Origin of the sequence: Streptomyces sp. NPDC059009 (genome assembly GCF_042740175.1) — a bacterium.
Taxonomy (GTDB): Bacteria; Actinomycetota; Actinomycetes; order Streptomycetales; family Streptomycetaceae; genus Streptomyces.
In genome coordinates this window covers 41824-66188 of the sequence record NZ_JBHYJB010000048.1, presented here as the reverse complement: position 1 = coordinate 66188, position 24365 = coordinate 41824, and the positions used below count along the sequence as shown (strand labels likewise).

Here is a 24365-nt window from a genome sequence, read left to right as displayed (position 1 = left end):
CCACCCCACCCCTTTCACGGAGGTAGCACCATGGCGCCAGCGACAGTGTCTCAGCGCATCGTCATCGAGAACGCCGCGATCGCGACGGTCGACGCCCACGACACCGAGTACGCCTCGGGTCACGTGGTCGTCGCCGACAACACGATCGAGTCGATCGGTGCGGGCCCGGCCCCCGAGGGCCTGGAGAACGTCGTACGTCGCGTCGACGCCACCGGCCACCTGGTCACCCCGGGCCTGGTCAACACGCACCACCACTTCTACCAGTGGATCACCCGGGGCCTGGCCACGGACCACAACCTCTTCAACTGGCTGGTGGCGCTGTACCCGACGTGGGCGCGCATCGACGAGCAGATGACGTACGCGGCGGCGCAGGGTTCCCTGGCGATGATGGCCCGCGGTGGTGTCACCACCGCGATGGACCACCACTACGTCTTCCCGCAGGGCTCCGGCGACCTGTCGGGTTCGATCATCCGGGCCGCCTCCGAGACGGGTGTCCGCTTCACCCTGGCCCGTGGCTCCATGGACCGCAGCGAGAAGGACGGCGGCCTGCCCCCGGACTTCGCCGTCGAGACCCTCGACGGCGCGCTCGCCGCGACGGAGGAGACGGTACGCAAGCACCACGACGCCTCCTTCGACGCGATGACGCAGGTGGCCGTGGCCCCCTGCTCGCCCTTCTCCGTCTCCACCGAACTCATGCGCCAGGGCGCCGAGTTGGCACGCCGCCTCGGGGTGCGGCTGCACACCCACGGCAGTGAGACGGTCGAGGAGGAGAAGTTCTGCCACGAGCTGTTCGGCATGGGCCCCACCGACTACTTCGAGTCGACGGGCTGGCTCGGTGACGACGTGTGGATGGCGCACTGCGTCCACATGAACGACTCCGACATCGCGGCATTCGCCCGTACCGGTACGGGAGTTGCGCACTGCCCGTCGTCGAACGCACGCCTCGCGGCCGGCATCGCCCGCGTCCCCGACATGCTCGCCGCCGGAGTCCCGGTCGGCCTCGGCGTGGACGGCACCGCCTCCAACGAGTCCGGCGAACTCCACACCGAGCTGCGCAACGCGCTGCTCATCAACCGCCTCGGCGCCCACCGCGAGGCGGCGCTCACCGCGCGCCAGGCCCTGCGCCTCGGCACGTACGGGGGAGCCCAAGTCCTGGGGAGGGCCGACAACATAGGCTCCCTCGAAGTCGGCAAACTCGCCGACCTGGTCCTGTGGAAGACCGACGGCATCGGACACTCCTCGATCGCCGACCCGGTGACCGCCATCGTCCTCGGCGCGGCGGCCCCGGTCACCCTCTCCCTCGTCAATGGCAAGCCGGTCGTCGAGAACGGACGCCTGCTCACCGCCGACGAGGACGCCATCGCCCGCTCCACGCGGGACGAGGCACAGCGGCTCGCGCGCATCGCCGCGACGAGCTGACCCTGGATCTCCGGTCAGGGGGGACGGCCCCTGACCGGACTTGAGCAGCCGAGCGGGCTGCTCAAGTGCCGCCCCGGGACGTGGCCCAAAGCCTCACGTCACCGGGGCGGTCAGTACTCACTCAAGTACTACCTGGGCGCGAAACAGCACAACCGAACACCGAGCAAGTCCTTGCACCACGTGCATCACCCCCCACCTCCCAGAAGCAAAGTGCCGGTCCGCAGCCGGTACTGGAAAACAACCGGAGGAGCCACAGTGGCTACAGAGCCCAGGTTCACCAAGCAAGGCAGTACCGCCTCCGAGGAGGAGGCGTCCCCCGACGCGACGACCCCCGACGGGGTCCATCCCGTCGACCAGAAGCTCCCCCCACTCAAGATGGCCACGACGGGCCTCCAGCATGTGGCGGCCATGTACGCGGGAGTGGTCGCACCCCCGCTGATCGTGGGCGCGGCCGTCGGCCTGTCTCCCAAGGAACTCACCTTCCTCACCGGCGCCTGCCTCTTCACGGCGGGCCTCGCGACGTTCCTCCAGACGCTCGGCATCTGGAAGATCGGCGCCCGGCTGCCCTTCGTCAACGGCGTCACCTTCGCGGGCGTCGCCCCCATGCTCGCGGTCGTCGACTCGACGAAGGACAAGGACGACGCGCTGCCGATCATCTTCGGCGCGGTGATCGTCGCAGGCGTCCTGGGCTTTATAGCGGCGCCCTTCTTCTCCAAGGCGATCCGCTTCTTCCCCCCGGTGGTCACGGGCACGGTCATCACCCTCATCGGCATCTCGCTGATGCCGGTGGCGTTCGGCTGGGCACAGGGCCCGAACCCGGCGGCGAAGGACTACGGCGCGGAGAAGTACCTGGCCCTCGCGGGCATCACCCTGGTGATCGTCCTGCTTCTGCGCCGCTTCACCACGGGCTTCGTCAAGCAGATCGCGGTGCTCCTCGGCCTCGTCCTCGGCACGATCGTCGCGATCCCCTTCGACATGACGGACTTCAGCGCCATCGGTGACGCGGACATCGTCGGCTTCCCGACCCCGTTCCACTTCGGCGCCCCGCAGTTCGCGGGCGCGGCGATCGTCTCGATGATCGTCGTGATGGTCGTCTCCATGACGGAGTCAACGGCCGACATGCTGGCCCTCGGTGAGATCGTGGACCGCCCCGCGGACGAGAAGACCATCGCGGCGGGCCTGCGCGCGGACACCCTCGGCTCGGCCCTCAGCCCGCTCTTCAACGGCTTCATGTGCAGCGCCTTCGCGCAGAACATCGGCCTGGTCGCGATGACGAAGATCCGCAGCCGCTTCGTGGTCGCGGTCGGCGGCGGCTTCCTCGTCCTCATGGGCCTGATGCCGGTCGCGGCCTCGCTCATCGCGGTCGTGCCGCGCCCGGTCCTGGGCGGCGCGGGCGTCGTCCTCTTCGGCTCGGTCGCGGCGAGCGGCATCCAGACCCTCGTCAAGGCGGGCCTGGAGAAGGACAACAACGTCCTGATCGTCGCCGTCTCGCTGGCCGTCGGCCTGATCCCGATCTCGGCGCCGGAGTTCTACCACGCGTTCCCCGAGCGCGCGAAGATCATCCTCGACTCGGGCATCTCCACGGGCTGTGTGGCAGCGGTGGTCCTGAACCTCCTCTTCAACCACATCGGCAAGCGCAGCGGCGACGACGACGTGACGTCACCGATGGAGTCGGGACGGGAGATCTCGGAGTCGCGCGTGCAGAGTGCCGAGGTGCCGGGGCAGGTGGCGGCGCACTGATTCCGTTACGTGTCCCAGGGGCGCTGCCGCTCGGCGTCCTTTCCCTGCCAAGTGAGCGCGCCGCCCTGCCAGTTGGGGCGGCGCGCTCTGCGTTTGCTGTGCGTTCGACGGGGGCCGGCCGGCTCAGCGCAGCCCGGCGAAGAGATCGTTCTCGGGTACGGCCGCGCTGGTGGCGTCCTGGACCCGTACGAAGGTCTCCACGCCCATCAGCTCGCCGAACCTCTCCTTGCCCATCTTGAGGAAGAAGATGTTCTCGCCCTGGCTGGCGTGCGCGGCCAGCGAGTCGAACTTCTGATCACTGAACGCGGTGGTGTCGACCCAGGTGCTGATCTCGTCGTCGGGCAGCCCGATCTTGGCCATCGCGGCGGCCTCCTCCGGATCCGGCTCCGGCATGTCCGGGTGGAACTCGCGCATGATCTCCCCGAACCGTTGCATGCCCGAGCGCGGCATGGTCGTCCAGTAGACCTTGGGCGCCAGCGGCTCCGCGTCCCGTGCGGTCATCTCGACCGCCGCCATGGTGATGCGGTGGGCCTGGATGTGGTCGGGGTGGCCGTAGAAGCCGTTCTCGTCGTAGGTGACGACGACATCGGGCCGGTAGTGGCGCATGAGCTCCGCGAGTCTCGCGGCGCCTTCCTCGACGGGCGTCTGCCAGAAGGAACCGGGGGCATCATTGCTCGCCCAGCCCATCATCCCGGAGTCGGCGTAGTCCAACATCTCCAGATCGCTGACCTTCAGGACCTCGCAGCTCGCCTCGAGCTCCTGCCGGCGCATCGCGGCGACGGCCGCCGCGTCATGCCCGGCATCACCCGGTTTGACGCCTTCGGGCCCGTCCCCGCAACCGCCGTCGGTACAGGTCACGAGCACCGTGCGGATCCCTTCCGCCGCATACCGCGCGAGGACCCCTCCGGTGCTGGTGGCCTCGTCGTCGGGGTGGGCGTGCACGGCCATGAGGGTCAAGGGGCGGTCAGTCATGAAGGAGTCCTCCTGCGGAAGCGTGTCGTGGGGCGAGTGCGGGGCGGCGTGCGACGCCGGTCCCTCACTCAATCACTCCGTGCAACAGCCTCGGGCGGACCGACTGTTCCCGGCACGACGACGGGCAGGGACGCCCTCGGAAGGGCGCCCCTGCCCGGTTGGCGCTGGATCAGCTCAGTGGTTTTCCCTCAGACGCCGAGGCGTCGAGACGTCTAGACGTTCTTGAGGGAGTAGTTCGAGAGCCGGCCGTAGATGTTCCCCTGCGCCTTCTGCTTCTTGTCGAGCTGGAACGTGCTCCCCTTCATCACCACGCTGCCCTCCCAGATGACCGAGGCGTTGGCGTTGTGGCCGTTGGAGCAGGGCTTGCCCACCGGGCACCACATCCACTTGGAGCGCCACTGCTTCGTCTTCTTGTGGTCGAGGCTGATGACGCCGCTGAGGTTCCGCTTGGTGGCTTCGGCCTTGTACATCTTGTCGATGTCCCGGCCGTTGCTGTGGAAGTTCACCTTCAGCGTCAACCGGATGGCCTTGATGCCGAAGTACTTCACATAGGCGTTGTACTTGACCGAGTGCGCACCCCTGGGCAGCGGCTTCTTCCGCTTCTTCGCGGCGGCGTCGAGACCGCTGAAGGTGCGCTCCTGCCCCATGGTGACGTCACCGCCCCGCAGCGAGGTCGTGCTGCTGGCGTTCTGGGAATGGACGGAAATGCCCTTTCCCTGAGCCGCCGTGCCCTTGTCGAGGAACGCCTTGAACAGGGCCGGGTCGTGGAGGTAGCCGAGGTACTTGTGCTGCTGGACCCGGGTCAGGTTCTTGAACTTCTTGAGCGTGTCAGCCGCGCCCTCTTCGTGGGAGTGGCGCAGGTAGGTGACGTACGCGGCCGGGGTGGCGGCGGGGTCGCTCTGCTGGGCGGTGGCCTGCTGCGTGACGGTCTGCTTGGTCACGGTGGCGGCGTCCGCGGCGAAGACCTCGGTCGCGGTTCCGCCGAGGACGGCGACAGCGCTGAGCGCCGCCACCATTCCGTGCTTGGTGCGAGCCTTCATGGATGATCCCCCGATCTGGAATGACATTCCTGGATGTGCTTCCGGCGGTAACCGCCGGGCACGAGGCTGGATATTTTCAGCCAAGATCCAGTCCGGACAAGGGAATTGAGGAACACCAGAGCAAACGCACCGACCGAAACGGTCTGAACCATTAGGAAAGGGCGGTCAGTTACTGGTGCCGGTCCCCTCCCAGTGCGAGCAGCGCCTCCGTCACCGGCCCCGGATCGAGGGGGCCGATGTGCGGTGCCGAGGGGAAGTTCCGTACGCGGAAAGGGTTGTCGGGGGTCAGGGCGTCCGCCTCCGCGATCATGCGGTCCTGGAGTGCGGGGGTCACCAGGCGGTCCTTGCCGAAGCGCAAGTAGGTGCGGGGGACCGTGCCCCACGTCGCCGCCTCGCCCGCCGCCCGCTCCGCCGGTGGGCGCGTGGACTCGTCCGGCTGGAGGCCCGCGAGGACGCGGTGGAACGCCGCCTCCGGGTAGTTCGCGCAGGTCATCTCCTTGAGTGTGGCCAAGTGCCTGCTGTTCTGCGTACGGAGGTTGAGCCTGATCACCCCCAGCTTCGCCGGGTCGCCGATCACCTGGTCCGCGGGCGTGATCGCGTCCGCCGACTCCGGTGCTGTCATGCATGCCTCGGTCGTCGGCATGCTCTCGCTCGGGCAGTACGCCGCCATGTAGCAGAGGTGGTGGAGGAGTTCGGGGATCGAGTTGCCGACGCGGGAGAGGGAGAGGCCGCCGAGGCTGTGGCCCACCAGGATCACCTTGCCGTTCGCCGCGTGCCGTGCCGCGCGGCGCACCGTCTCCGTGACCCTGCGCTCGAAGTCGGCCAGGCCGATCTTCGCCAGGGGGGTGGGCTGTGTTGCCAGGGCCGTGAGGTCCTGGGTCTGGTACGCGGGTGGGTAGTACGCCGCCGCGCCGTGCAGGGGCTGGTCCAGGGCCACCACCCGGTGGCCGCGCAAGGCCAACTCCGATGCGTACGGCTGCCAGAACGCGCCCGCGCTGTTCGTGCCGTGTACGAGGACGTAGGTGTGTGGGGTGTTGTCCTTGGTCATGGGCTTGACGTTATGGAGGGGGAGTGTGACGGAACAAGGTGGCCAGCGCGAGTATGGGGAGGGGGGCCAGGTCCACCAAGAGGCAGCAGGAGCCGCGTGGTTGGTTTGCCGGAGCTGATCCGATCTTCCTCGGTGCGGCCGGGTTGCGTACTCTGATGTTCCGTCAACTGAGCGATACGGGGGCGCTGTTGAAATGAGGCTTCTCGTCGAGGATGCCGATCTTGAACGGGCTTCGGAATCTCTGCTGGCTCTTGCTGATTGGCTGCGCTATGAAGAGGACCTGCGGGGCAAGGCGCGGTTGGAGCATGCGGACGTCGATTCCGGCCAGATGGGCGGGCTCCCCGAGGCTTTGGTGGTCGCGGTCTCGGCGGGCGGCTCGGCGACTGTCCTCGCCCGGGCTGTTGTCGAGTGGGTGAAGCAGCGCAAGAGCGATGTGACGGTGAAGGCGGTCAGGCCCACCGGGGAGAGCTTCGAGATCGATCTTCGCCGGGTCAGCGATCCTGATGCCGTGGTGAGTGAGTTCTGCGCATTTCTGAGCCGTGAGCCGTCGGACGCGGAACCCGATGAGACTGCCGAACGGTGAGCGGTCCCGCGTCGTGCTGATCGGCACGGCCGACTACACACGCGACCCTGACCTGCCGGCCCTGCCGCCGGTGCTCAACAACCTGACCGACATCGTCGAGGCACTGGGCCAGTCCGTGCACGGCTGGTTCAACCCGCGTCACTGTGAGGTGATCGCCAACCCCAGGACCCCGTCGGAACTGGGAGAGCGACTGGCCGACGTGATTCCGCAGGCCGAGGATCTGCTGCTGGTCTACTACGCGGGTCACGGCTTGCTCGACAGCCGGGGCCAGCTGCACCTGGGGCTGTCGCACACCAAACGCGGCGATCTGTTGCGCTACGGCGCGATGCCCTTCGACGGGTTGAGGGAACTCGTCGCCAACAGCCCCGCACGCAACCGCGTCGTCATCCTGGACTGCTGCTTCTCCGGCCGTGCGCTCGGTGTCATGTCTCCCCTCGAAGATCTGGTGCTGGCCCAGGTCGACATCACGGGAACGTACACGCTCACCGCCACTCCGGCAGGGATGACCGCCCTTGCCCCGCCCGGCGAGCGCAACACGGCTTTCACGGCACAGCTGCTCAGGCTGCTCACCCAGGGCGACCCCGAGGCGCCGGCAGATCTGACGCTCGACGATCTCTACCGCTGTCTCTACCGGAGTCTCAAGAGCCGGGGTCTCCCGAGGCCGCGGAGGCAGGGCACCGATACCGTCGCGGACCTCATCGTCGCCCGCAACGTGGGGTATCGCCCGCCCTCGAGCGAGCAGAGGCGGGCACCGACGGGTGGCGACGGTGAGGCCGAGCCCCGGCTGTATCTGGATGAGGAAGAGCTCGTCGGACGTGGGGGAAACCCTGGGGCCGCCGCCCGTAGGTACGAGGATTTCCGGCGGGTTCTGGTGCGGCTGTACGGAACCAACTGGCCCGACGCGAAGGCTGCGGAGGCCAGCCGCGTGTTCTGGAGCGAACTGGCGGCTGCCAAGGCGTCCTCGAAGTCCGCGACCGCGTCCGCCCGCCCCTTCGTGGGCCGGGCGGTGGGCATCAGCCTGGGCACGACCAACTCCGCCGTCAGCATTCTGGAGGGCGGTGAGCCCACCGTCATCGTGAACGCAGAGGGCGCCAGGACCACGCCGTCCGTCGTCGCCTTCGCCGAGAGCGGTGAGGTGCTGGTCGGCGAGGCCGCCAAGCGTCAGGCGGTCACGAACGCGGACCGCACCATCCGGTCCGTGAAGCGTCACATGGGCACCGACTGGAAGATCAGCCTGGACGGGAAGGACTTCAACTCCCAGCAGATCTCCGCCTTCATCCTGCAGAAGCTGAAGCGGGAGGCCGAGGCGTACCTCGGTGAGAAGGTGATCGACGCCGTCATCACCGTCCCCGCCTACTTCGACGACTCCGAGCGGTGGGCCACCAAGGAGGCCGGTGAGATCGCCGGGCTCAACGTGCTTCGTATCGTCAGCGAGCCCACCGCCGCCGCTCTCGCCTACGGCCTCGACAAGGACGACCAGTCCATTCTGGTCTTCGACCTCGGTGGCGGACACCTCAGCGTGTCCCTGGTGCTGGTCGGAGACGGCGTCGTCGAGGTCGTAGCGGTGAGCGGCGACAACCGCCTCGGTGGTGACGACTGGGACCAGTGCGTCGTCGACCACCTGGTCCAGCGGTTCAACGCCGGCCACGGCGTGGACCTCTCCAAGGACAAGACGGCCCTGCAGCGCCTCCGTGAGGCCGCCGAGAAGGCGAAGATCGAGCTGTCCTCGTCCGCCGAGACGACGATCAGCGTGCCCCACATCGCCACATTCGCCGAGGGGCCGCTGCACCTGGACGAGAAGCTCACGCGCGCCCAGTTCCAGCAGTTGACGTCCGACCTCCTGGAGCGCTGCAAGACGCCGTTCCACCGTGTCATCGAGGATGCCGCCGACAAGAATCTCGGCGTCGACCCCACCGAGATCGACCACGTCGTTCTCGTCGGTGGCTCCACCCGCATGCCCGCCGTCGCCGACCTGGTCAGGGAGTTGACCGGCGGCATGGAGGCCGACAAGGTCATGGCGGCCGACAAGGGTGTGAACCCGGACGAGGTCGTCGCCATCGGCGCCTCGCTCCAGGCCGGTGTCCTCAAGGGTGAGGTCAAGGACGTCCTGCTCCTCGACGTGACCCCGCTGTCCCTCGGTATCGAGACCAAGAGCGGCATCATGACCAAGCTGATCGAGCGCAACACCACGTTCCCGACGAAGCGTTCGGGGATCTTCACGACGGTGGAGGACAACCAGACGTCGGTGCAGATCCAGGTCTACCAGGGCGAGCGCGAGATCGCGGCGTTCAACAAGAGGCTCGGAATGTTCGAGTTCACGGGCATCCCGCACGTGCCCCGCGGCGTCCCGCAGATCGAGGTCTCCTTCGACATCGACGCCAACGGCATCATGCACGTGAGCGCGAAGGACCTGGGCACGGGCAAACAGCAGCGTGTGAAGTTGCCAGGCGACAGCCGTACGGGAAGCGGGACTTCAGCAGATTTCACTCCCTCCACGTCCCGTGCGCTCGCGCCGATACCGTACGAGCCCCCGCGTCCCCGGAGATGACGAGGCGTCAGCCGCTCAGCGTGGGCGGCGGTTCAAGTGGTCCGAGAAGTCCAGGTGGTTCGGGAGCTCCAGGGTGGGACCCGGGGGTGAGCCCAGTGTGTGTGCGCAGGTCCGACGGCTGGCAGAGGACCAGCGCCACGTCGTCCGTGAGCGTGCCGCCCGAGTGGGCGGTCACCTGCTCGTACAGGCGGGCCAGGGCCGATTCCGGGAGGGGGTCGGTGAGGGCCTCCGCCGCTGCTTCGAGGAGGGGGAAGTGGGTGCCCTCCGTGTTGCGTGCCTCGATCAGGCCGTCCGTGTAGAGGAGCAGACGGTCGCCGGGGGAGAGGCGGAAGCGGTACTGCTCCGGGTCCGGGCGCAGGCCCAACGGGAGCGCGGGCTTGGGGGGTTCGAGGAGTTTCACGTCCGTGCCCACGCGCAGGGGTGGGGGGTGGCCGCAGTTGACCGTGCGGATCTCGCAGTTGCCGAACTCCACCAGGACCGCCGTGACGAACTCCTCGTCGGCCAGGCGCGGCGTCAGACGTGCGTCCAGGCCGATCGCCACCGACCTCAACTCCCTTGTCCGGTACGCCAGATCGCGGAAGCCGGAGATCGTCGCCGCCGTCAGCGGCATCGCCTCCGCCCCGTGTCCGCGTACGTCCCCGACGATGACGCGCAGGCCGAAGGGGGTGAGCGCGCAGTCGTACAGGTCCCCGCCCACCGTGGCGTCCGGTGCCGCGCAGTAGTGGCGCGTGCGTACGAGTGTCCCGGCGAACTCCTCGGCCACCGGCGGCAGGATGGCCGCCTGCGCGATCCGCGACACCTCGCTGACCCGCGCAAGGACCCGCTCCAGGGCGGTGCGGCGGGCCGCCGCGTGCACGCTCAGGACGCTGCCCGTGAGCAGCCCGCCCCAGTGCGCCGCGAACCCCGGGCTCCAGGCGCGGCCGTCCACCAGGAGCCCGAGGAGCAGGGCGACGGCGCCGACCGCCGCCGTGTGCCGGGCGTCGAGTCGGAGCCCGGCGAGCACGGGGGCGAGCAGCAGCAGGCCCGAGAGCGGGGAGAGGACATGCGTGAGAAAGCCCAGGGCCGTGAGCAGCGCGCAGATTCCCAGGGGAGGGAGCAGCGGCAGGAGATGGCGCAGGGGGATTCGTGGGAGTAGAGGGCGACGCCTGCGTGGCCGACCCGCCCCGCCCACCCTCTTGTCGGCGGTCATGAGCTGCTGCTCCCCCTCGGAGGTCGGGCACGGCCGTAGTGAGGGGCCATGTTTCACCCAACCCGGTGGGGGCGGGGGGACTTGAAAGGTGTCGGGCGCAAGGCGGCAGGTTGTGATGGGGAACGTCCGGTTCTGATCACTTGCCGGGATGCGGCGGTCGACCGGCCGGGTCTCGGCCAGACTGTCCTCCCTCAGTTGCGGGCCGGGGCGGGTGACGCCCCCTGACCAGGGCCTTCACAGGCAGCGGGCGAGGAGAGCCGCGTGTCCCAGCACCACGTCACAGAGGTCGCGGGCAATCTGCCCGAGGAGGCCACCAGCTTCGTCGGCCGGCGGGCCGAACTGGACCGTCTCCAGCAGCTGTTGAGCGGGGCACCCGCCCCCAGTGCGCGCCGGGCCGGGGGTGCCGGAGATGCCGGTCGTGCCGGGAGCCGGCTCGTGACCCTCGTCGGCGTCGGCGGCGTCGGCAAGACACGGCTCGCCCTGCGGGCCGCCTCCCGTTCGCACCCCGCCCACCCGGACGGCGTGTGGCTCGTGGAACTGTCCCCCCTGCGCGACCCGGCCACCGTCGGCCTCGCCGTCGTGGAGGCCCTGGGCCTGGCCGACCGCACCACCCGTCCGGTGGCCGAGGTGCTGGCCGAATCGCTCCGCGACAAACGGGCGTTGCTCATCCTCGACTCCTGCGAACACGTACGGTCCGGCTGCGCCGAGCTCGCCACGATCCTGCTCGCCGCGGCCCCGGGAGCCCGGCTCCTCGCCACGAGCCGCCAGCCGCTGGGGATCCCCGCGGAGCAGTGCGTGGAGGTGTCTCCGCTTCCCCTGTCCGGGCGCACCGAAGGGTCGGGCACGGCCCCCGACTCACAGAGCTGCCCCTCCGACGCCACCGCCCTCTTCACCGCCCGCGCCACCCACGTCGACCCCCGCTTCACCCTCGACGACGCCAGCCACCCCACCGTGGCCGCCATCTGCTCCCGGCTCGACGGGATTCCCCTTGCCATCGAGCTGGCCGCCGCCCGGCTCTCCGAGCTGTCCGTCGACGAGCTGTACACCGCGCTCGGCGACCGCGTGCCCTCGCCCCTCGACCTGCTGGCCGCCTGCGAGGGCCGCCGCAACCCGCGCCCCCGCCGCCACCAGACCCTCCGTACCGCCATCGGCTGGAGCCACGAACTCTGCGCCCCGCTGGAGCGGCTCCTGTGGGCGCGGCTCTCCGTCTTCGCGGGCAGCTTCACCGCCGAGGGCGCCGCGCGGGTCTGCGTGGGCGGGCCGCTCGCGCCCGAGCGGTTCACGGAACTCCTCGACGGGCTCCTCGACAAGTCCGTCGTCGTGCGCCACCGCACCGACCCTGCCCGCCTCCGCATGCTCGACACCGTCCGGGAGTTCGGCCTCGACTGGCTGCGCGAGCTGGGCGAGGAGCACGCCCTGAGGCTGCGCCACCGCGACTTCTACCGCGGCTTCGCCCGTGAGGCGTGCGCCACCTGGAACACCGGGGAGCAGATCCGCTGGAGCGAGCGCACCATCGCCGAGCACACCAACCTCCAGGCCGCCATGGACCACGCCCTCGCCGGCCCCGACCGCGCCGTCGCCCTCGAAATGGCGGGCAGCATCGGCTTCCTGTGGCGGTACACCAGCTATCTGCGCGAGGCCCAGCACTGCCTGGACCTCGTGCTCACCGCGGACCCGGAGCCGGGCCCCGCCTGCTTCCAGGCCGCGTGGACCCGGGCGGCGGTGGCCACCCTCCAGGGCGACCTGGACGCCGTCCGCCGCTGGGGCGCGGTGTGCGAGCGCCTGGCGGAAGACCAGGACCTCCGGGACGACCCGCGGATCGTCCTCGCCGCCACCTACCCCGACATGGCGCACAAGGTCCTCACCCGCCGGTATGACGAGGTCGACCTGTCGCTGTCCTTGGTGCCGCGGCCGGACCCCGGTCCGGACTGGCTGGGCGCCGCCGACCTCCAGCACCGCACCGCGGTCGCGTACGCGTGGCTGGGGCGCGGTGACTACGACCGGGCCGAGCGGGTCTTCGTCGACCTGTGCGAGGCCAGCCGCAGGTGCGGCGAGGGCTGGTGCCGCTCCGTCGCGGAGTGCTTCCTCGTGCGGATCGCGCTGCTGCGCGGCGAACCGGACGAGGCGGTACGCCTGGCCCGCGACGCCGTGGCCGGTCACGCGGCGATGCGCAGCACGATCCCCGCCGCGCTGAGCCTCGACGCCCTCGCGGCCGCCGTCCGCGCCACCGGCGACGGCCACCAGGCCGCCCGGATCCTCGCCGTCGGCCAGCACGCCTGGGACTTCGCGGGCCCCGCGCAACGCGGCTTCAGGGAGTTCACCGCCGCCCACCGCCGCTGCGCGGAGCAGGTACGGGAGCAGATCGGCGACGAGGACTACGAGCGCGCTTACGCCGAGGCACTCGCCCTGCCGTACGCGGAGGGGGTCGAGTACGCCGTGAACGGCGCGCCCTCCGCGTAGGGGGCGCGGTGGCACACTGAGGGCGTGGATCGACGGCGTGCCCAACTCGCGGTGAATGTCCTGGCGTTGGTGGCCACGACCCTGCTGGGAATGGCCGCGAACTACGCCACCAGCCGCACCGATCACGTCCCGTGGATCCTGCGCGTGCTGCGGGACTGGTCGCTGCCCCTGCTCGGCGGGACCATCCTGCTGCTCATCGGCTGTGCCGTCTGGCTGCACGTCCTGGAGCGGCCGGTCGCCGCCGTGCGGCGCGCATGGGATGCAACCCAGCCTCCCTATCCGGGACTTGAGGCATTCACGGAGGCCGACAGCGGGGTCTTCTTCGGGCGGGACCGGGAGGTACGGGAGCTGGTCGCCCGGCTGCACCCCGTGGCGGGCGGCCGCCCTGCGGGGCGCGTCGTCTCCGTCATCGGGCCGTCCGGGAGCGGAAAGTCGTCGCTGGTGCTGGCCGGGTTGTTGCCCGCGCTCGCCCGGCGACGAGAACGGTGGGTCGTCGTACCGCCGTTCACGCCGGGCGAGGACCCGGTCGGGCGGCTCGAAACCGCCCTGGCCGAGGCCCTGCCTGAACGGGGTGGGCCCGTACTGATCGTCGTCGACCAGCTGGAGGAGCTGTTCACGCTCGCCGGGCCGCGCGAACGCGACGCCTTTCTCGTCCGGATCGGGGAGGCCGTCGCCGCACGGCCTCGGCTGTGGGTCGTGGCCACCCTGCGCTCGGACTTCCTGACGGATCTGCTGGAGACGGGGTACGCGGGCGCTCTCGGCCAACAGCCGCTGCTCGTCAGCGTGTTGGGGCGCGCCGAAATCGTCGACGTCATCGAGAAGCCCGGTGAGCAGGCCGGGCTGACCTTCGCCCCCGGGCTCGTCGCCCGCATGGTCGACGACACGGGCGGCGGGGACGCCCTGCCGCTGCTCGCCTACACCTTGCAGGCGCTGTACCTGCGGGCCCGCGCTGCCGACGACGGTGTTGTACGGGAGGCTGACTACCTTCAACTCGGGGGTGTGGCCGGTGCTTTGGCCGAACAGGCGGATCGGATCGCCGACGAGCTGCGGGGCGCCGATCCCGGCGCGCCCGTGCTCGGGGCGCTGCTGAAGTTCGTCACCCTGGAGCACGGGGAGCCGACCCGGCGCCGCGTGCGGCGGGGCGATCTCGCGCCGGGGGAGCGGGCCGTCGTCGACGCGTTCGTGGCCGGGAGGCTGCTCACGAGTGACGGTGACGTCGTCGACGTCAGCCACGAGGCGCTCTTCCGGCAGTGGGCGCCGCTGCGTGGTGCTGTCGCCGGGGCCGCTGAAATGCTGCGCAGGCGCACGGAGTTGGAGCGGTCCGCGCAGGACTGGGAGCATTCGGGGCGGCGGGACGGGTACTTGCTGGGAGGGGAGAGGCTGGCTGTTACGCGGGGGTGGGTTGCCGCCGAGCCCGAGGCAGTCGGCGGCGGTCCGCTGGTCGCGGCATTCCTTGAGGAGTCCATACGTCGTGACAGTGCCGCCATGGCCCAGGTGGCCGATGCGGTGGCCCGCCGGGCCATCGAAGGCGCGCGCGGCACCCCGGAGCTGGCGCTGCTCGCAGCGTTGGCGGCTGCGGAGGAATGCGCGCCGATCCCCGTCGTCCAGCGCGCGCTGCACACCGCCCTGAACTCCACGTGGCGGTGCGCGGTCCTCCGCTGCGACGGCGGCAACGCGCGGGCGGTGGCCTGGTCGCCGGACGGTGCCCGGCTCGCGGTCGCCTACGAGGACGGGAAGGTGCGGGTCTGGGCGTCGGGGCCGGACGACGTGGCGCGCGAGCCCGTGGTGCTTGCGCGCACCGGCGGTGCGGGCGACAACGCGTTCACGGTGGCCTGGTCGCCCGACGGAAAGCGGCTCGCGGCCGGGTACCGCGACTGTCTCGCCGTCCTCTGGGACACAGAGGACTGGTCCGAATGCCTTTCCCTGGGCGGGAGTTGGGGCGGCAGCGTCACCTGGTCGGCGGACAGCGCGCGCGTCGCGGTGGCGTCACGGGAGGGCGTGTGCGTCCGGGACGCGGGCACCGGAAACATGGTGGTCGAGCTGGCCGAGGGCTGGGAGCGCCGGCCGCCGGTATGGCGGATCGCCTGGTCGTGGGACGGGGCGTGGCTGGCGGGCGCGGGTGACGACGGCACGGTGCTGATCTGGGGCACGGACGGTCAGGAGCAGCGGACCGAGCTGCGCGAGCACCGGGCGAGCGTCGCCCACGTCGCCTGGTCTTCCGACGGGAAGTGGCTCGCCTCGGTCGCGGCGGACCGCAGGGTCGTCGTCTGGCGGGTGCCGCCCCCGGGGGAGTCCTGGGAAGTGGCGCACGTGCAGCATGCCGGGGCGCCGCTGCCGTGCGTGACCTGGGCACCCAGCCGCTTCCGTCTTGCCTACGGAGACAACGAACGCACCGTGCACCTCTGGGATCTGTCCGTGAACACGGCCATCTGGCTGGACGGTCACACCGACTGTGTCAACGACATCTCCTGGCACGGGGACCGCATCGCCACGGCGTCCCGCGACGGGACGGTTTCCCTGTGGGACGCGGAGGCACCGGTGGGCGGGGAGGAGGTCTCTCTGCGCGGTGTCGAAGGGCTACGGCGCGTCGAGTGGCTGCCGGACGGGGAGCGGCTCTTCGTGGTGGCGGACAGCCGAAGGCCGCTGACATGGGACGTTTCCCGACGGCAGTTGCTCAACCGGGGGCAGTACTTCGACGGTGTGGTGGACGCGGTGTTCTCTCCGGACGAGGCGCGGCTGCTGTTGCTGGTCAGCTCTCCCCAGTCGGGAGGCTGGACCGATGCCCCTCAGCAGGGGATGGGGTTCGAACTCATCAGGGAACAGACCGAGTTCGTCTCTGTCACCTGGTCACCCGACGGCACCCGCGTCGCCACCACGGAGAACAACGGTGACTCCCGCATCTGGGACGCCGCCGAAAGGGTCCCGCTTCTCACCTTGGAGGGCGACCGCCAGTCGTACGCCCGCCCCGCATGGTCCCCCGACGGCACCCGGCTCGCCACCTCCCTCACGCGCGGCTCGGCCTGCGTCTGGGACACCCGCACCGGCGAACGCCTCACCCTCCTCGAAGGCCACGGCGACTACACCTGGAGCCTCGCCTGGTCCCCGGACGGCCGCCGCGTCGCGACCGGGTCGCGTGACCGTATGGTGCGGATCTGGGACCCGTACACAGGGGCCAAGCTCACGAATCTGCGCGGGCATGAGGAACGGGTGGCGGGCGTCGCCTGGTCCCCGGACGGGCGCCGGCTCGCGACCGCGTCCTGGGACCACACGGTCCGCCTGTGGGACCCGAACACCGGCCGTGAACTGGCCGTCGTGGGCGTCCACAACGACCAGGTCAACGACCTCGCGTGGTCTCCGGACGGCACGCTGATCGCCACGGTCTCCCGTGACCGGACGGTGCGGGTATGGCGGGCCACGGAAGACGTGAACGGGCTGCTGGAGCGCGCCCGTTCACGTGCCTTCCGCGACCTTACGGCCGAGGAGCGGCGGAGTCTGTTGCTGCCTGCGCGGGCGTCTGCGCGGCGTACGTGAGGAAGCCGGTCCACGCCGTGGGGGCGAGGGCTAGCCGGGGGCCCTCGGGGTTCTTGGAGTCGCGGATGTGGATGGTGGTGGGGCAGGTGGCTATCTCGACACAGTCGCCGTCACTGCCGCTGCTGTAGCTGGACTTGTGCCAGTCGAGGGCGACTTCCACGCAGTCGTCGCCGTCGCTGCCGCTGTAGCTGCTCTTGAACCACGCCAGTTCGCTACTGGTGCTCATTGTGCTCCTCGCAGTCGCTCCAGCAGGCTCACGGAATCCTCGGGTGTGAGGGCCTGTGAGCGCAGTTTCGCATACCGCGTTTGAAGCGTGCTGATCACCTTCGGGTCGGAGATGAGCATCCCGCTCTTCTGCCCTTCGGAGTACCCGAACCACTGGTTGTCCGGGGTCTCAAGAAGCCGGAGGGGGCCGTCGAGGCCAGGGTGCACGCCCTGCGACAGCGGCATGATCTGCAACTCGACGTTGCGGGGAGACGTGGCCTCCAATACGTGCTCGATGAGCTCGCGCATGACGTCGGCTCCGCCCGTGGGACGGAGGAAGACGTGCTCGTCGACGATGAAGCTGAAGTCCGTGTTCGGGTGCTCGCGCAGCAGCTTCTGCCGCTCAAGGCGGAAGGCCAGTTGGTCCTCCACCTGCTGGTCGGACAGGGACGGCACCCTCTCGTTGAAGAGTGCGCGTGCGTACGCCGGGGTCTGCAACAGGCCCGGCACCAACCGGCATTCATACGTGTAGAGGTTGATCGCCTCCTGCTCCAGCCGCGCCCACTCCCGGAACCAAGAAGCCAGCCCCTTCTGCCGCCGAAGCTGATTCGCCCCCACCCGCAGCGTCCCGAACGCATCCAGCTCCCCCTCGCACCGGTCCACGAACCCCGGCGGCGGATAGCGCCGCCCCTGCTCGACGGAGGCGAGGAAGTGGGCCGAGCAGCCGATCAGCGGGGCCAGCCCCTCTTGCGTGTACCCCGCCCTCTTGCGGAAGCTCTTCAGGACCGCCCCGAACGTCTTGAGGCCGTCGGACGGCTCCGGCTCCCTGTTGGTGCTTGCAGACATCACGGGTGTACCCCCGACGCTCTCGTACCGTCCCCGCCAACTCGCCCATGGTCACGGACGGTTACCCGTACTGTCCACACTCCGTACTCGTACAGATGCGGACTGTACGAGTTTGGTCCCTGGTGGCGGGGGTGGGGCCGGGCCACAGTGGGCGCCATGCCACCGCACATTCAACTCCCCACACCCGTACGTACGTTCACGCAGCGTTTCAGTTCCACGCCCCGTGGCGCCCGGCTCGCCCGCCGTCTCACGAAGTACCACCTCGCGGAGTGGGGCGTCCCCTACCTCACCGAGCCCTCGGAGGCCGCGACCCAGATCGTCGCCGAGCTCGCCGCGAACGCGATCACGCACGGGCGGGTGCCGGGGCGCGACTTCGAGCTCTGCCTGACGTACACGGAAGAGGAGATCCGCATTGAAGTCAGCGACCCGCGGCCCGAGTTCGGACCGAGGGAGCGGAGAGAGCGCCAAGAGCGGAAGGAGCCCCAACCCGCCGGGGGTGACGGCGGGTTGGGGCAGGGGCTGCACCTGGTCGAGGCGCTTGCCGCCGAGTGGGGCGTGGCCGGGCGCGAGGTCGGGAAGACGGTCTGGGCCCGGCTGTCCCTTACTCCTCGCCCTCCGGGATCGGGCCTTGATACTCCAGGGTCCAGGTCTCCTGGAACTCCGGCTTGGGCGGCACAAGTTCGATCTGGGCACCCCGGTGCCCGGCCCGCATGGCGAGCCCCTTCTCCGAGAGGATCTTGACCCCGCCGATGACCTGCTCGAAGGTGAACTTGGCCCACTCGGCCCGCGGGACGCTGTTCACGAAGAGCTTGTCCTCGTGGACCACGAGGCCGGCGGCCGGGTGGTAGGCGAGGTGGATCACGTACGGGGACCCCACCGTCTCGTGATCGGCGGTGTCGATGATCCAGTCCTGCTCGATCGGGAGCGGGTTGAAGCGGTCGGTGATGACGGGGGCGCCGTTCTTGACGGCGTACTCCGTGGCCGTCAGCAGGGACGACGGGCCGATGATGTGCGCGTGGATCTTGTACTTGCCGGGCTTCACCGGGATCGGGGCCATGCGTGGGCTTCCTCTCTCCTGGGAGCTGCGCCGCCGCCGACGGGCTGTCGGCGGCGCAGCTCCCACCATCGGGGCGGCCGAGGTGTCGGCAAAGGTGCGAATGAGGCCAAAGAGAGGAAGGCGAGGATCATTCGGTTGGACGTATGGATCCAGCTGTACATCAGGACAATTCGTGAATGGCCGGACGTAGGATCCCCTGCCAGTGGGGCCACGCGGTAGGCGACGAGCGATCGGCGACCGCCCGTCCGGCGCGTGCGAACGCCCCTGTATCGTCCGGGCGATGCGCCCTTCCCTCGTCGCGTTCCTCAGCGGGATGCAGGTCAAGCACAAGCTGGTCCTCGCGTGCGTCCTCGCCGGGTTCGCGTTCCTCACGGTCTTCGCCATCGGCGACGCCGTGTCGGGCGGGGCCCTCACCGAGCAGGAGCCGAAGGCCACCGTCACGGTCACCAGGACCGCGACGGCGACGGTCACGGCGACGCCCGGTGAAGACTCCAAGCCGCAGCGGAAGCCGGAGTCGAAGCCGAAACCCGAGCCGACACCGACGCCGGAGCCGACCACGACCCCCACCGCGCAGGCCACGCCATCGCGCCCCGGGGGCTCGGGCGGTGGCCGCCCCGCCATCAACTTCGGCCGCTTCTGCGCCCCGGTGGGCGCCATCGGCACCACGCTCGACGGCCGTCCCGCCAAGTGCTTCATGGGCAAGGACGGCCGCGCGCGGTGGGGTTACGACTCCGGCCGGGGCTAGCCGATCCGCTCGCCGTACACGTGCTCCACCGTCATCGTCATCAGCACCCGGCGATCGGACACCATCACCGACCGGTACTCGTCCCAGTCGGGGTGCTCGCCCGCCGCGAGGCGGTAGTAGCGGACGAGGGCCTCGACCTCGGCGCCGTGCGAGTCGGTGCCGGGGCCGGTCAGCGTCGCCGTGCCCTCGGCGGTGGCCCAGGCCAGGCCGTCGGGGCGCGTCACCTCCAGGGTCGCGCGCGGGTCCCGGCGGAGGTTGGCCGTCTTGGCCCGGCCCTCCGTCATCGATACGTAGAGGAGGTCGCTGTCCCGGTCGTAGTAGGGCTGCACGGGGGAGAGCTGCGGGCGGCCGTCCGCCTTGATGGTGGCGAGGACGCCGAGCCGGCTCTCGGCGAGCAGGGTGCGGGGGTCGAATGGAGTGGCGTTCATGACTGTGGCCAAGTCCCGTACGGGTAGGGGCTATTCCCCGGGGGGGGAGGGGGAGGGCATCCCCCGTCCCCCCCCCGGGGCAGGGCCTAGGAGTCCTCGGGGGTCGTGCCGAAGACGACCGACCGGAGCTTGAGCCGCTCGCTTCCGTACCCGCTGAGCGGGCGGAGGCTGAAGTAGTCGCCCTCGCAGCCGGGCTCGGTGAAGACGGTCGCCCACTCGGTGGTCCGGTTGCGCGGCGAGTGCGCGGGCTCGCCGGCGCCGGGGTCGGCGACCTCCGGGAGGGTGATGCACTCGCCGTCCACCGGGTCGAGCAGCACGGCGACGCGCGGAGTGCCGTCGAGGCCGGTGTACATGTACCGGAACTCACCGTCCGCGGCGGCCGCGGGCGATGACGGGACGGCCAGGGCGAGCATGAAGGCACCGAGGGCGGCGACGGCCGCGTTGCGCATACGCATGGACTGCTCCTTGTGCGAGGTACGGAGGGGGAGTTGGAGAAAGCGGGCCGCGAGCCCGCCCCCGCCGCCACGTTCCCAACGCCCCCTCGCCCCGCGCCCCGGAGAATCGATCCCCCGCCCCTCGAATGGCCCAACGCCGTCACCCGCCGGGTTCAGCTCCCACCTGCCGGGTTCAGCTCCCACCCGCCGGGTTCAGCTGCCACCCGCCGGGTTCAGTGGTCCCCGCAGAGCGAAGCCCTCCGCACCGCCCCGCCCCCGTTCTCGTCGTCGGTCCCCAGCACCGCCGAACCGGACGTGCCGGGCGCGCACTCCACCGCCTCGATCTTGTGCCCCGTGAACTTGCGCAGGACATCGGGGGACTTGGACAGCTTCAGGCGCACCTTGCCCGACCCGCTGACGGTGACCCGGCCCGCATCGCTCACCGCCGAGTCGAACGGGCCGTCGTCGCCCGCGTCGGAGGCCGAACTCACCAGCAGGCGGCCGGAGTCGGTGACCGTCATGTCCGAGGCGTGCCGGACGGAACCCTTCGGGTATGGGGCCCGGAACGTGGCCGTGCGCACCGCCCCGAACTCCGCCTCCCCGTACTTGTTGAAGGAGAAGGGTGCCGCGCGCACCGTCGAGGGACGCCTCTTGCCCTCGCCCCGGTCCGCCCAGACCGCGGCCAGCTTCCCGTGCCGCGACATCAGCGTGAAGCTCTCGTAGTCGTCGCCCTCGCGGATCGCGGGGAGCGGGGAGATGTCGGAGACCTTCGCCGTGTCTCCCTTCACCGTGAGGTGGTAGACCAGGCCACGGCTGGCGAGGGCCACGTACTCGCCGTCCGCGCCGCCCGGGACCGCCTCTATCGCCTCCAGGTCGATCGGCTCGCCGACCCCCGCCCACTTCAGTGGAGTGACGGAGGCCGAGGACGACGCCCCATCCCCGTAAGAGAGTTGAGCCACCCGGTTCTCGCCGGGCTTCTTGTTGTCGCGCACGACGAGGGCCCGCACGGTGTCGCCGGAGCGGGTGGAGTGGGCGGAGTGGGCGGACGCGGCGAGGCCGCTGATGCCCTCCGTCATGCCGGAGCCCACCTGCACCCAGCCGCCGGCGCCGGTGGCCCCGGTCGCGCCGGTCGCGGCTCCCGTGCTGGCGGCCGCCAGGGACACCGCTGCGGCCAGGAACGTCATGCGCTTGATCATGGGCTCTCACTTCGTGGCTGGTAAACGCGCGTAGATGTGGCTGGCGGGACGCTAGTTGCACGTGTAGGTGAGAGGCAAGAGGTAGAACACACAACATGAGGGCGGGACGTACGGCACCCGCCCGCGCCGTACGCCCCGCCCGGTCAAGGGGAAATGAGGACCTGAGGACCCTGAGGGTCTGAGGGCCTCGGGGTCCGCTCAGTCGATGCGGTACGAGTCCCCGTACACCTTCCACTCCAGCGGCGTGTCCAGGTCGAGGTTGCCCTTCTTGAGGAACACCCGCTGAGCCGTGTCGACGCGGCTCGTGTCCGAGTGGGCCTCTTCCTGCTTCATGGCCCAGACGCGCGCGTCCAGGAAGGCGTTGAGCCAGTCCGTCTCGTCGCCGCCCTGTGACGGGGGCTTCGCGTCGCCGAGCGCGCGCTTGCGGATGTTGCGGAAGCTCGTGCTGTCGCCGCCGTCGCCGTGCATCACGATCGCGTCGTAGTAGCAGAACTGGCCAAGTGTGCCGACGCCGTCGTCCTTGCCCTGCTTCACCGAGGGGTTGAAGTAGACGCGGTCGCGCTCGTCGTTCTGGGCCTTCTGGAACTCGGGGTCCTCCGCCGCCTTCTCCCAGTCGGGCTTGAAGGTCGGGTCGAGGCCCTCGTGCGAGTCGCTGCCGTCGACCTCGCGGAGCGCGGGGAGGTACTTCGCGAGGATGTTGTCGGGCTTGCGGTCCGTGTAGAGCTCGACGAGGTCGAGCATGTCGCCGGTGCCGGAACAGAAACCGATGATCCCGGCGGTGTAGCCGCGGCCGTCGTCGATGTCCTCGCAGTACCTGTACCACTTCTTCCAGTTCAGGTCGGAGTTCTCGGCGCTGCAGACGATCTTCATGGCGATCTCCTTCTTCGCCGGATCGTCCAGGCCGCCGGCCGCGCTGCTGCCGGTGTCGCGGGTCTGGCCCGCGTTCGCCGCCTGCGTCGCGACGATCGGGCCCGCGACGACGGCGGCGCCGAGCGCGGCGAGGAGGGTGCGGCGGGAGGTGGTGCGGCGGTGCGTGCGTATGTGGGGGGACTGCACGGGGCCTCCAGGGGAGTGCGGTGGGTGGTCCGCGTTCTGTTAGGAAGGTTTCCTACCAGAGATCCGGAGTGACGTATACCCGTCAAGACGGTCCGGATGGTCAAGGCGGTCCAGGCCAAAGGAAGTTGAGGATCCGGATGTGGCCGGACATCGCCCTACCGACGGCCGCCATTGGTCCGTACGATCCCCTCGCTCAAGTGATTCCGCTCCACTTCGGCTCCATCCGGTTCAGCTCCAACCGGCGCCGCCGTGCCCTCTGCCGTGGTGCCGTGTTCCTCCTTGCACAGCTCCAAACCCCCCGCCCCGCCGCGCCCCGTGCTGCCCGGACGCCGTCCCCTGCGCTCCCGCGTCCCCGCATGCCCGGCTGCCGCGCCGGGTCCTGATGCAATGGAATGGATGGGAGATTCCCATGGCAGGTGCCCTGTTGGTGAGTGGTGCGGTCGCCGCGCTGCTCACGACCCCGCTGTCCACGCAGAGTCCGTCCTCGTTCGACAACCCGCCCCCGGACAAGATCGTCATCGACGTCGCCACCGTGAACGGCTCCGGCTGTCCCAAGGACACCGCCGCCGTCGCGGTCTCCGAGGACAACACGGCCTTCACGGTCACCTACAGCAGCTACATCGCGCGGGTGGGCGGGAACTCCGACCCGGTCTCGTTCCGCAAGAACTGCCAGCTCAATCTGATCGTGCACGTCCCGCAGGGCTTCACGTACGCGATCGCGAGCGCCGACTACCGGGGCTATGCCTCGCTGCAGCCCGGCGCCAAGGGCACCGAGAAGGCGTCGTACTACTTCCAGGGCTCCTCGAACACGGCCTCCATCAGCCATGACTTCCCCGGCGCCCTCAACGACAACTGGCAGGCCACCGACACCACCGACTACGCCCACCTGGTGTGGAAGCCCTGCGGTGAGGAACGCAACTTCAACATCAACACCGAACTCCGCGTCGACGCGGGCACGTCGGACCCGGCCAAGACGAGCTTCATGACCATGGACTCGACGGACGGAGACATCAGCACGATCTACCACATGGCGTGGAAGGAGTGCCCGAAGAAGTGACGCGCGTGCGGTGCTGACGCGCGTGACGGCGTCTGCCTCCGGCGGCTCATGGCCCGGCCGCCGGGGGCAGGCGCAGGGGGGTCACCACAACTGAACTGAACGGTATAGTCTGATGGCATGAGCCCCGACCCCATCGCCGACGAGCGGGACGAGTTCGGCATCCCGATCGTCCCCGCCGTCTCGAACGTGTCCCAGCGCAAGCGGGAGTCCATCGTCGCGGCCGCGACGGACGAGTTCCTCGCCCAGGGGTACGCGGCGGCCTCGGTGGACACCATCGCCTCCGGCGCGGGCGTCTCCAAGGCGACGGTCTACAAGCACTTCGGCAACAAGGAGCGGCTCTTCCTCGCCGTCGTCGCGGGCTGTCTGCCGAAGGCGTACGCGGACCTCAAGCCGCTCAACTCCCATATCGCCGAGGCCCCCGACCTGCGCGCCGCCCTCATCGAGCTGAGCAGCGAGTGGGCCCGGATCCTGCTGAGCGACGACATCATGCGGCTGCGCCGGCTGTGCATCGGCGAGGTCGGCCGCTTCCCGCAGCTCGGCGACCTCTGGTACCGGGTCAGCTATGACATGAACAACGGCCCGCTCATCGCCGCGTTCACCGAGCTCGGCGAGCGCGGGGAGCTGGACGTGCCCGATCCGGTCCTCGCGGTGCAGCAGTTGGTGGCCGTCAGCCTCGGCGTCCCGCAGCTGGTGAGGACGTTCCGGCCGGACGCGGAGTTCGACGCCGAGGAGCTGACCCGGGTGATCACTTCCGGGGTCGACACCTTTCTGGCCCGGTATGCACCGGGACGGGCTCCCGCATCCTGAGACGT

19 protein-coding genes and 3 pseudogenes are annotated in these 24365 nt (G+C 69.9%); 11 read left to right on the top strand and 11 right to left on the bottom strand.

The window, feature by feature from the left end; translation table 11 throughout:
* Positions 1-30: 30 nt before the first annotated feature.
* Positions 31-1419, top strand: a complete 1389-nt coding sequence (locus ACFWYM_RS37000; protein WP_384847271.1) for an 8-oxoguanine deaminase — start codon at positions 31-33, stop codon at positions 1417-1419.
* A gap of 375 nt (positions 1420-1794) precedes the next feature.
* The gene (locus ACFWYM_RS36995) at positions 1795-3159 is read left to right on the top strand and encodes a nucleobase:cation symporter-2 family protein (protein WP_384847317.1); all 1365 of its coding nucleotides are present in this window, start codon (positions 1795-1797) and stop codon (positions 3157-3159) included.
* A gap of 123 nt (positions 3160-3282) precedes the next feature.
* Here the strand turns inward: ACFWYM_RS36995 and ACFWYM_RS36990 are convergent, their stop codons facing one another.
* The 3 genes from ACFWYM_RS36990 to ACFWYM_RS36980 all read right to left on the bottom strand — a co-directional run bounded on the left by ACFWYM_RS36990 (position 3283) and on the right by ACFWYM_RS36980 (position 6219).
* Positions 3283-4131, bottom strand: coding sequence for a PIG-L family deacetylase (locus ACFWYM_RS36990; protein WP_384847269.1), 849 nt, complete (start codon positions 4129-4131; stop codon positions 3283-3285).
* 212 nt (positions 4132-4343) lie between these two features.
* Entirely contained in the window at positions 4344-5171 is an 828-nt protein-coding gene (locus ACFWYM_RS36985) for a hypothetical protein (protein WP_384847267.1), read from the bottom strand.
* A gap of 169 nt (positions 5172-5340) precedes the next feature.
* Positions 5341-6219 carry a lipase family alpha/beta hydrolase gene (locus ACFWYM_RS36980; RefSeq protein ID WP_384847265.1) on the bottom strand — a complete coding sequence of 293 codons (879 nt, stop codon included), beginning with the start codon at positions 6217-6219 and terminating at the stop codon, positions 5341-5343.
* Between the two features lie 193 nt (positions 6220-6412).
* Between ACFWYM_RS36980 and ACFWYM_RS36975 the strand changes: the two genes are divergently transcribed.
* From ACFWYM_RS36975 to dnaK, 3 genes and pseudogenes are all read left to right on the top strand, one after another.
* Positions 6413-6802 (top strand): hypothetical protein, encoded by a 390-nt coding sequence (locus tag ACFWYM_RS36975; protein ID WP_384847263.1) that lies wholly within the window; start codon positions 6413-6415, stop codon positions 6800-6802.
* A pseudogene (locus tag ACFWYM_RS36970) lies at positions 6783-7430 on the top strand (caspase domain-containing protein); the annotation flags it as partial. The gene ACFWYM_RS36975 and the pseudogene ACFWYM_RS36970, both read left to right, overlap by 20 nt.
* Before the next feature lie 366 nt (positions 7431-7796).
* Positions 7797-9257: pseudogene (dnaK, locus tag ACFWYM_RS36965) on the top strand (molecular chaperone DnaK); the annotation flags it as partial.
* 100 nt (positions 9258-9357) lie between these two features.
* On the opposite strand, the gene ACFWYM_RS36960 reads toward dnaK, so the two are convergent.
* The gene (locus ACFWYM_RS36960) at positions 9358-10539 is read right to left on the bottom strand and encodes a PP2C family protein-serine/threonine phosphatase (RefSeq protein WP_384847261.1); all 1182 of its coding nucleotides are present in this window, start codon (positions 10537-10539) and stop codon (positions 9358-9360) included.
* Between the two features lie 261 nt (positions 10540-10800).
* Between ACFWYM_RS36960 and ACFWYM_RS36955 the strand changes: the two genes are divergently transcribed.
* Together ACFWYM_RS36955 and ACFWYM_RS36950 are read left to right on the top strand one after the other, a co-directional pair.
* Entirely contained in the window at positions 10801-12999 is a 2199-nt protein-coding gene (locus ACFWYM_RS36955; RefSeq protein ID WP_384847259.1) for an ATP-binding protein, read from the top strand.
* A 24-nt stretch (positions 13000-13023) separates the two neighbouring features.
* Complete coding sequence (locus tag ACFWYM_RS36950) at positions 13024-16530, top strand: AAA family ATPase (RefSeq protein ID WP_384847257.1); 3507 nt, start codon at positions 13024-13026, stop codon at positions 16528-16530.
* Here the strand turns inward: ACFWYM_RS36950 and ACFWYM_RS36945 are convergent.
* Positions 16469-16756, bottom strand: coding sequence for a DUF397 domain-containing protein (locus tag ACFWYM_RS36945; protein WP_384847255.1), 288 nt, complete (start codon positions 16754-16756; stop codon positions 16469-16471). The two genes, ACFWYM_RS36950 and ACFWYM_RS36945, sit on opposite strands and share 62 nt — an antisense overlap.
* Positions 16753-17580 (bottom strand): Scr1 family TA system antitoxin-like transcriptional regulator, encoded by an 828-nt coding sequence (locus ACFWYM_RS36940; protein WP_384847253.1) that lies wholly within the window; start codon positions 17578-17580, stop codon positions 16753-16755. Before ACFWYM_RS36940 ends, ACFWYM_RS36945 begins: the two co-directional genes overlap by 4 nt.
* Before the next feature lie 156 nt (positions 17581-17736).
* Here ACFWYM_RS36940 and ACFWYM_RS36935 point away from each other — a divergent pair.
* Positions 17737-18171: pseudogene (locus ACFWYM_RS36935) on the top strand (ATP-binding protein); the annotation flags it as partial.
* A 10-nt stretch (positions 18172-18181) separates the two neighbouring features.
* Here the strand turns inward: ACFWYM_RS36935 and ACFWYM_RS36930 are convergent.
* On the bottom strand, positions 18182-18637 hold the full coding sequence (locus ACFWYM_RS36930) for a hypothetical protein (RefSeq protein ID WP_384847251.1): 456 nt from the start codon (positions 18635-18637) through the stop codon (positions 18182-18184).
* Between the two features lie 280 nt (positions 18638-18917).
* Between ACFWYM_RS36930 and ACFWYM_RS36925 the strand changes: the two genes are divergently transcribed.
* Positions 18918-19382, top strand: a complete 465-nt coding sequence (locus ACFWYM_RS36925) for a hypothetical protein (RefSeq protein WP_384847249.1) — start codon at positions 18918-18920, stop codon at positions 19380-19382.
* Here the strand turns inward: ACFWYM_RS36925 and ACFWYM_RS36920 are convergent.
* The 4 genes from ACFWYM_RS36920 to ACFWYM_RS36905 all read right to left on the bottom strand — a co-directional run bounded on the left by ACFWYM_RS36920 (position 19379) and on the right by ACFWYM_RS36905 (position 22496).
* Positions 19379-19810 carry a PPOX class F420-dependent oxidoreductase gene (locus ACFWYM_RS36920; protein ID WP_384847247.1) on the bottom strand — a complete coding sequence of 144 codons (432 nt, stop codon included), beginning with the start codon at positions 19808-19810 and terminating at the stop codon, positions 19379-19381. The genes ACFWYM_RS36925 and ACFWYM_RS36920 overlap by 4 nt on opposite strands.
* An 86-nt stretch (positions 19811-19896) precedes the next feature.
* Positions 19897-20265 carry a hypothetical protein gene (locus tag ACFWYM_RS36915; protein ID WP_384847245.1) on the bottom strand — a complete coding sequence of 123 codons (369 nt, stop codon included), beginning with the start codon at positions 20263-20265 and terminating at the stop codon, positions 19897-19899.
* A gap of 212 nt (positions 20266-20477) precedes the next feature.
* A complete protein-coding gene (locus tag ACFWYM_RS36910) occupies positions 20478-21440 on the bottom strand; it encodes a hypothetical protein (RefSeq protein WP_384847243.1) in 963 nt (320 codons plus the stop codon).
* A 198-nt stretch (positions 21441-21638) separates the two neighbouring features.
* A complete protein-coding gene (locus tag ACFWYM_RS36905; RefSeq protein ID WP_384847241.1) occupies positions 21639-22496 on the bottom strand; it encodes a chitosanase in 858 nt (285 codons plus the stop codon).
* Between the two features lie 409 nt (positions 22497-22905).
* On the opposite strand from ACFWYM_RS36905, the gene ACFWYM_RS36900 reads away from it, so the two are divergent.
* The gene (locus tag ACFWYM_RS36900) at positions 22906-23553 is read left to right on the top strand and encodes a DUF4360 domain-containing protein (RefSeq protein WP_384847239.1); all 648 of its coding nucleotides are present in this window, start codon (positions 22906-22908) and stop codon (positions 23551-23553) included.
* A 117-nt stretch (positions 23554-23670) separates the two neighbouring features.
* Entirely contained in the window at positions 23671-24360 is a 690-nt protein-coding gene (locus ACFWYM_RS36895) for a TetR/AcrR family transcriptional regulator (protein WP_384847237.1), read from the top strand.
* Positions 24361-24365 lie beyond the last annotated feature (5 nt).

Coding starts and splice junctions, on each gene's coding strand:
- ACFWYM_RS36940 (WP_384847253.1), bottom strand. CDS start 17,580: ATGTCTGCAAGCACCAACAGGGAGCCGGAGCCGTCCGACGGCCTCAAG.
- ACFWYM_RS36900 (WP_384847239.1), top strand. CDS start 22,906: ATGGCAGGTGCCCTGTTGGTGAGTGGTGCGGTCGCCGCGCTGCTCACG.
- ACFWYM_RS37000 (WP_384847271.1), top strand. CDS start 31: ATGGCGCCAGCGACAGTGTCTCAGCGCATCGTCATCGAGAACGCCGCG.
- ACFWYM_RS36930 (WP_384847251.1), bottom strand. CDS start 18,637: ATGGCCCCGATCCCGGTGAAGCCCGGCAAGTACAAGATCCACGCGCAC.
- ACFWYM_RS36960 (WP_384847261.1), bottom strand. CDS start 10,539: ATGACCGCCGACAAGAGGGTGGGCGGGGCGGGTCGGCCACGCAGGCGT.
- ACFWYM_RS36920 (WP_384847247.1), bottom strand. CDS start 19,810: ATGAACGCCACTCCATTCGACCCCCGCACCCTGCTCGCCGAGAGCCGG.
- ACFWYM_RS36990 (WP_384847269.1), bottom strand. CDS start 4,131: ATGACTGACCGCCCCTTGACCCTCATGGCCGTGCACGCCCACCCCGAC.
- ACFWYM_RS36925 (WP_384847249.1), top strand. CDS start 18,918: ATGCGCCCTTCCCTCGTCGCGTTCCTCAGCGGGATGCAGGTCAAGCAC.
- ACFWYM_RS36945 (WP_384847255.1), bottom strand. CDS start 16,756: ATGAGCACCAGTAGCGAACTGGCGTGGTTCAAGAGCAGCTACAGCGGC.
- ACFWYM_RS36980 (WP_384847265.1), bottom strand. CDS start 6,219: ATGACCAAGGACAACACCCCACACACCTACGTCCTCGTACACGGCACG.
- ACFWYM_RS36910 (WP_384847243.1), bottom strand. CDS start 21,440: ATGATCAAGCGCATGACGTTCCTGGCCGCAGCGGTGTCCCTGGCGGCC.
- ACFWYM_RS36915 (WP_384847245.1), bottom strand. CDS start 20,265: ATGCGTATGCGCAACGCGGCCGTCGCCGCCCTCGGTGCCTTCATGCTC.
- ACFWYM_RS36895 (WP_384847237.1), top strand. CDS start 23,671: ATGAGCCCCGACCCCATCGCCGACGAGCGGGACGAGTTCGGCATCCCG.
- ACFWYM_RS36985 (WP_384847267.1), bottom strand. CDS start 5,171: ATGAAGGCTCGCACCAAGCACGGAATGGTGGCGGCGCTCAGCGCTGTC.
- ACFWYM_RS36975 (WP_384847263.1), top strand. CDS start 6,413: ATGAGGCTTCTCGTCGAGGATGCCGATCTTGAACGGGCTTCGGAATCT.
- ACFWYM_RS36995 (WP_384847317.1), top strand. CDS start 1,795: ATGGCCACGACGGGCCTCCAGCATGTGGCGGCCATGTACGCGGGAGTG.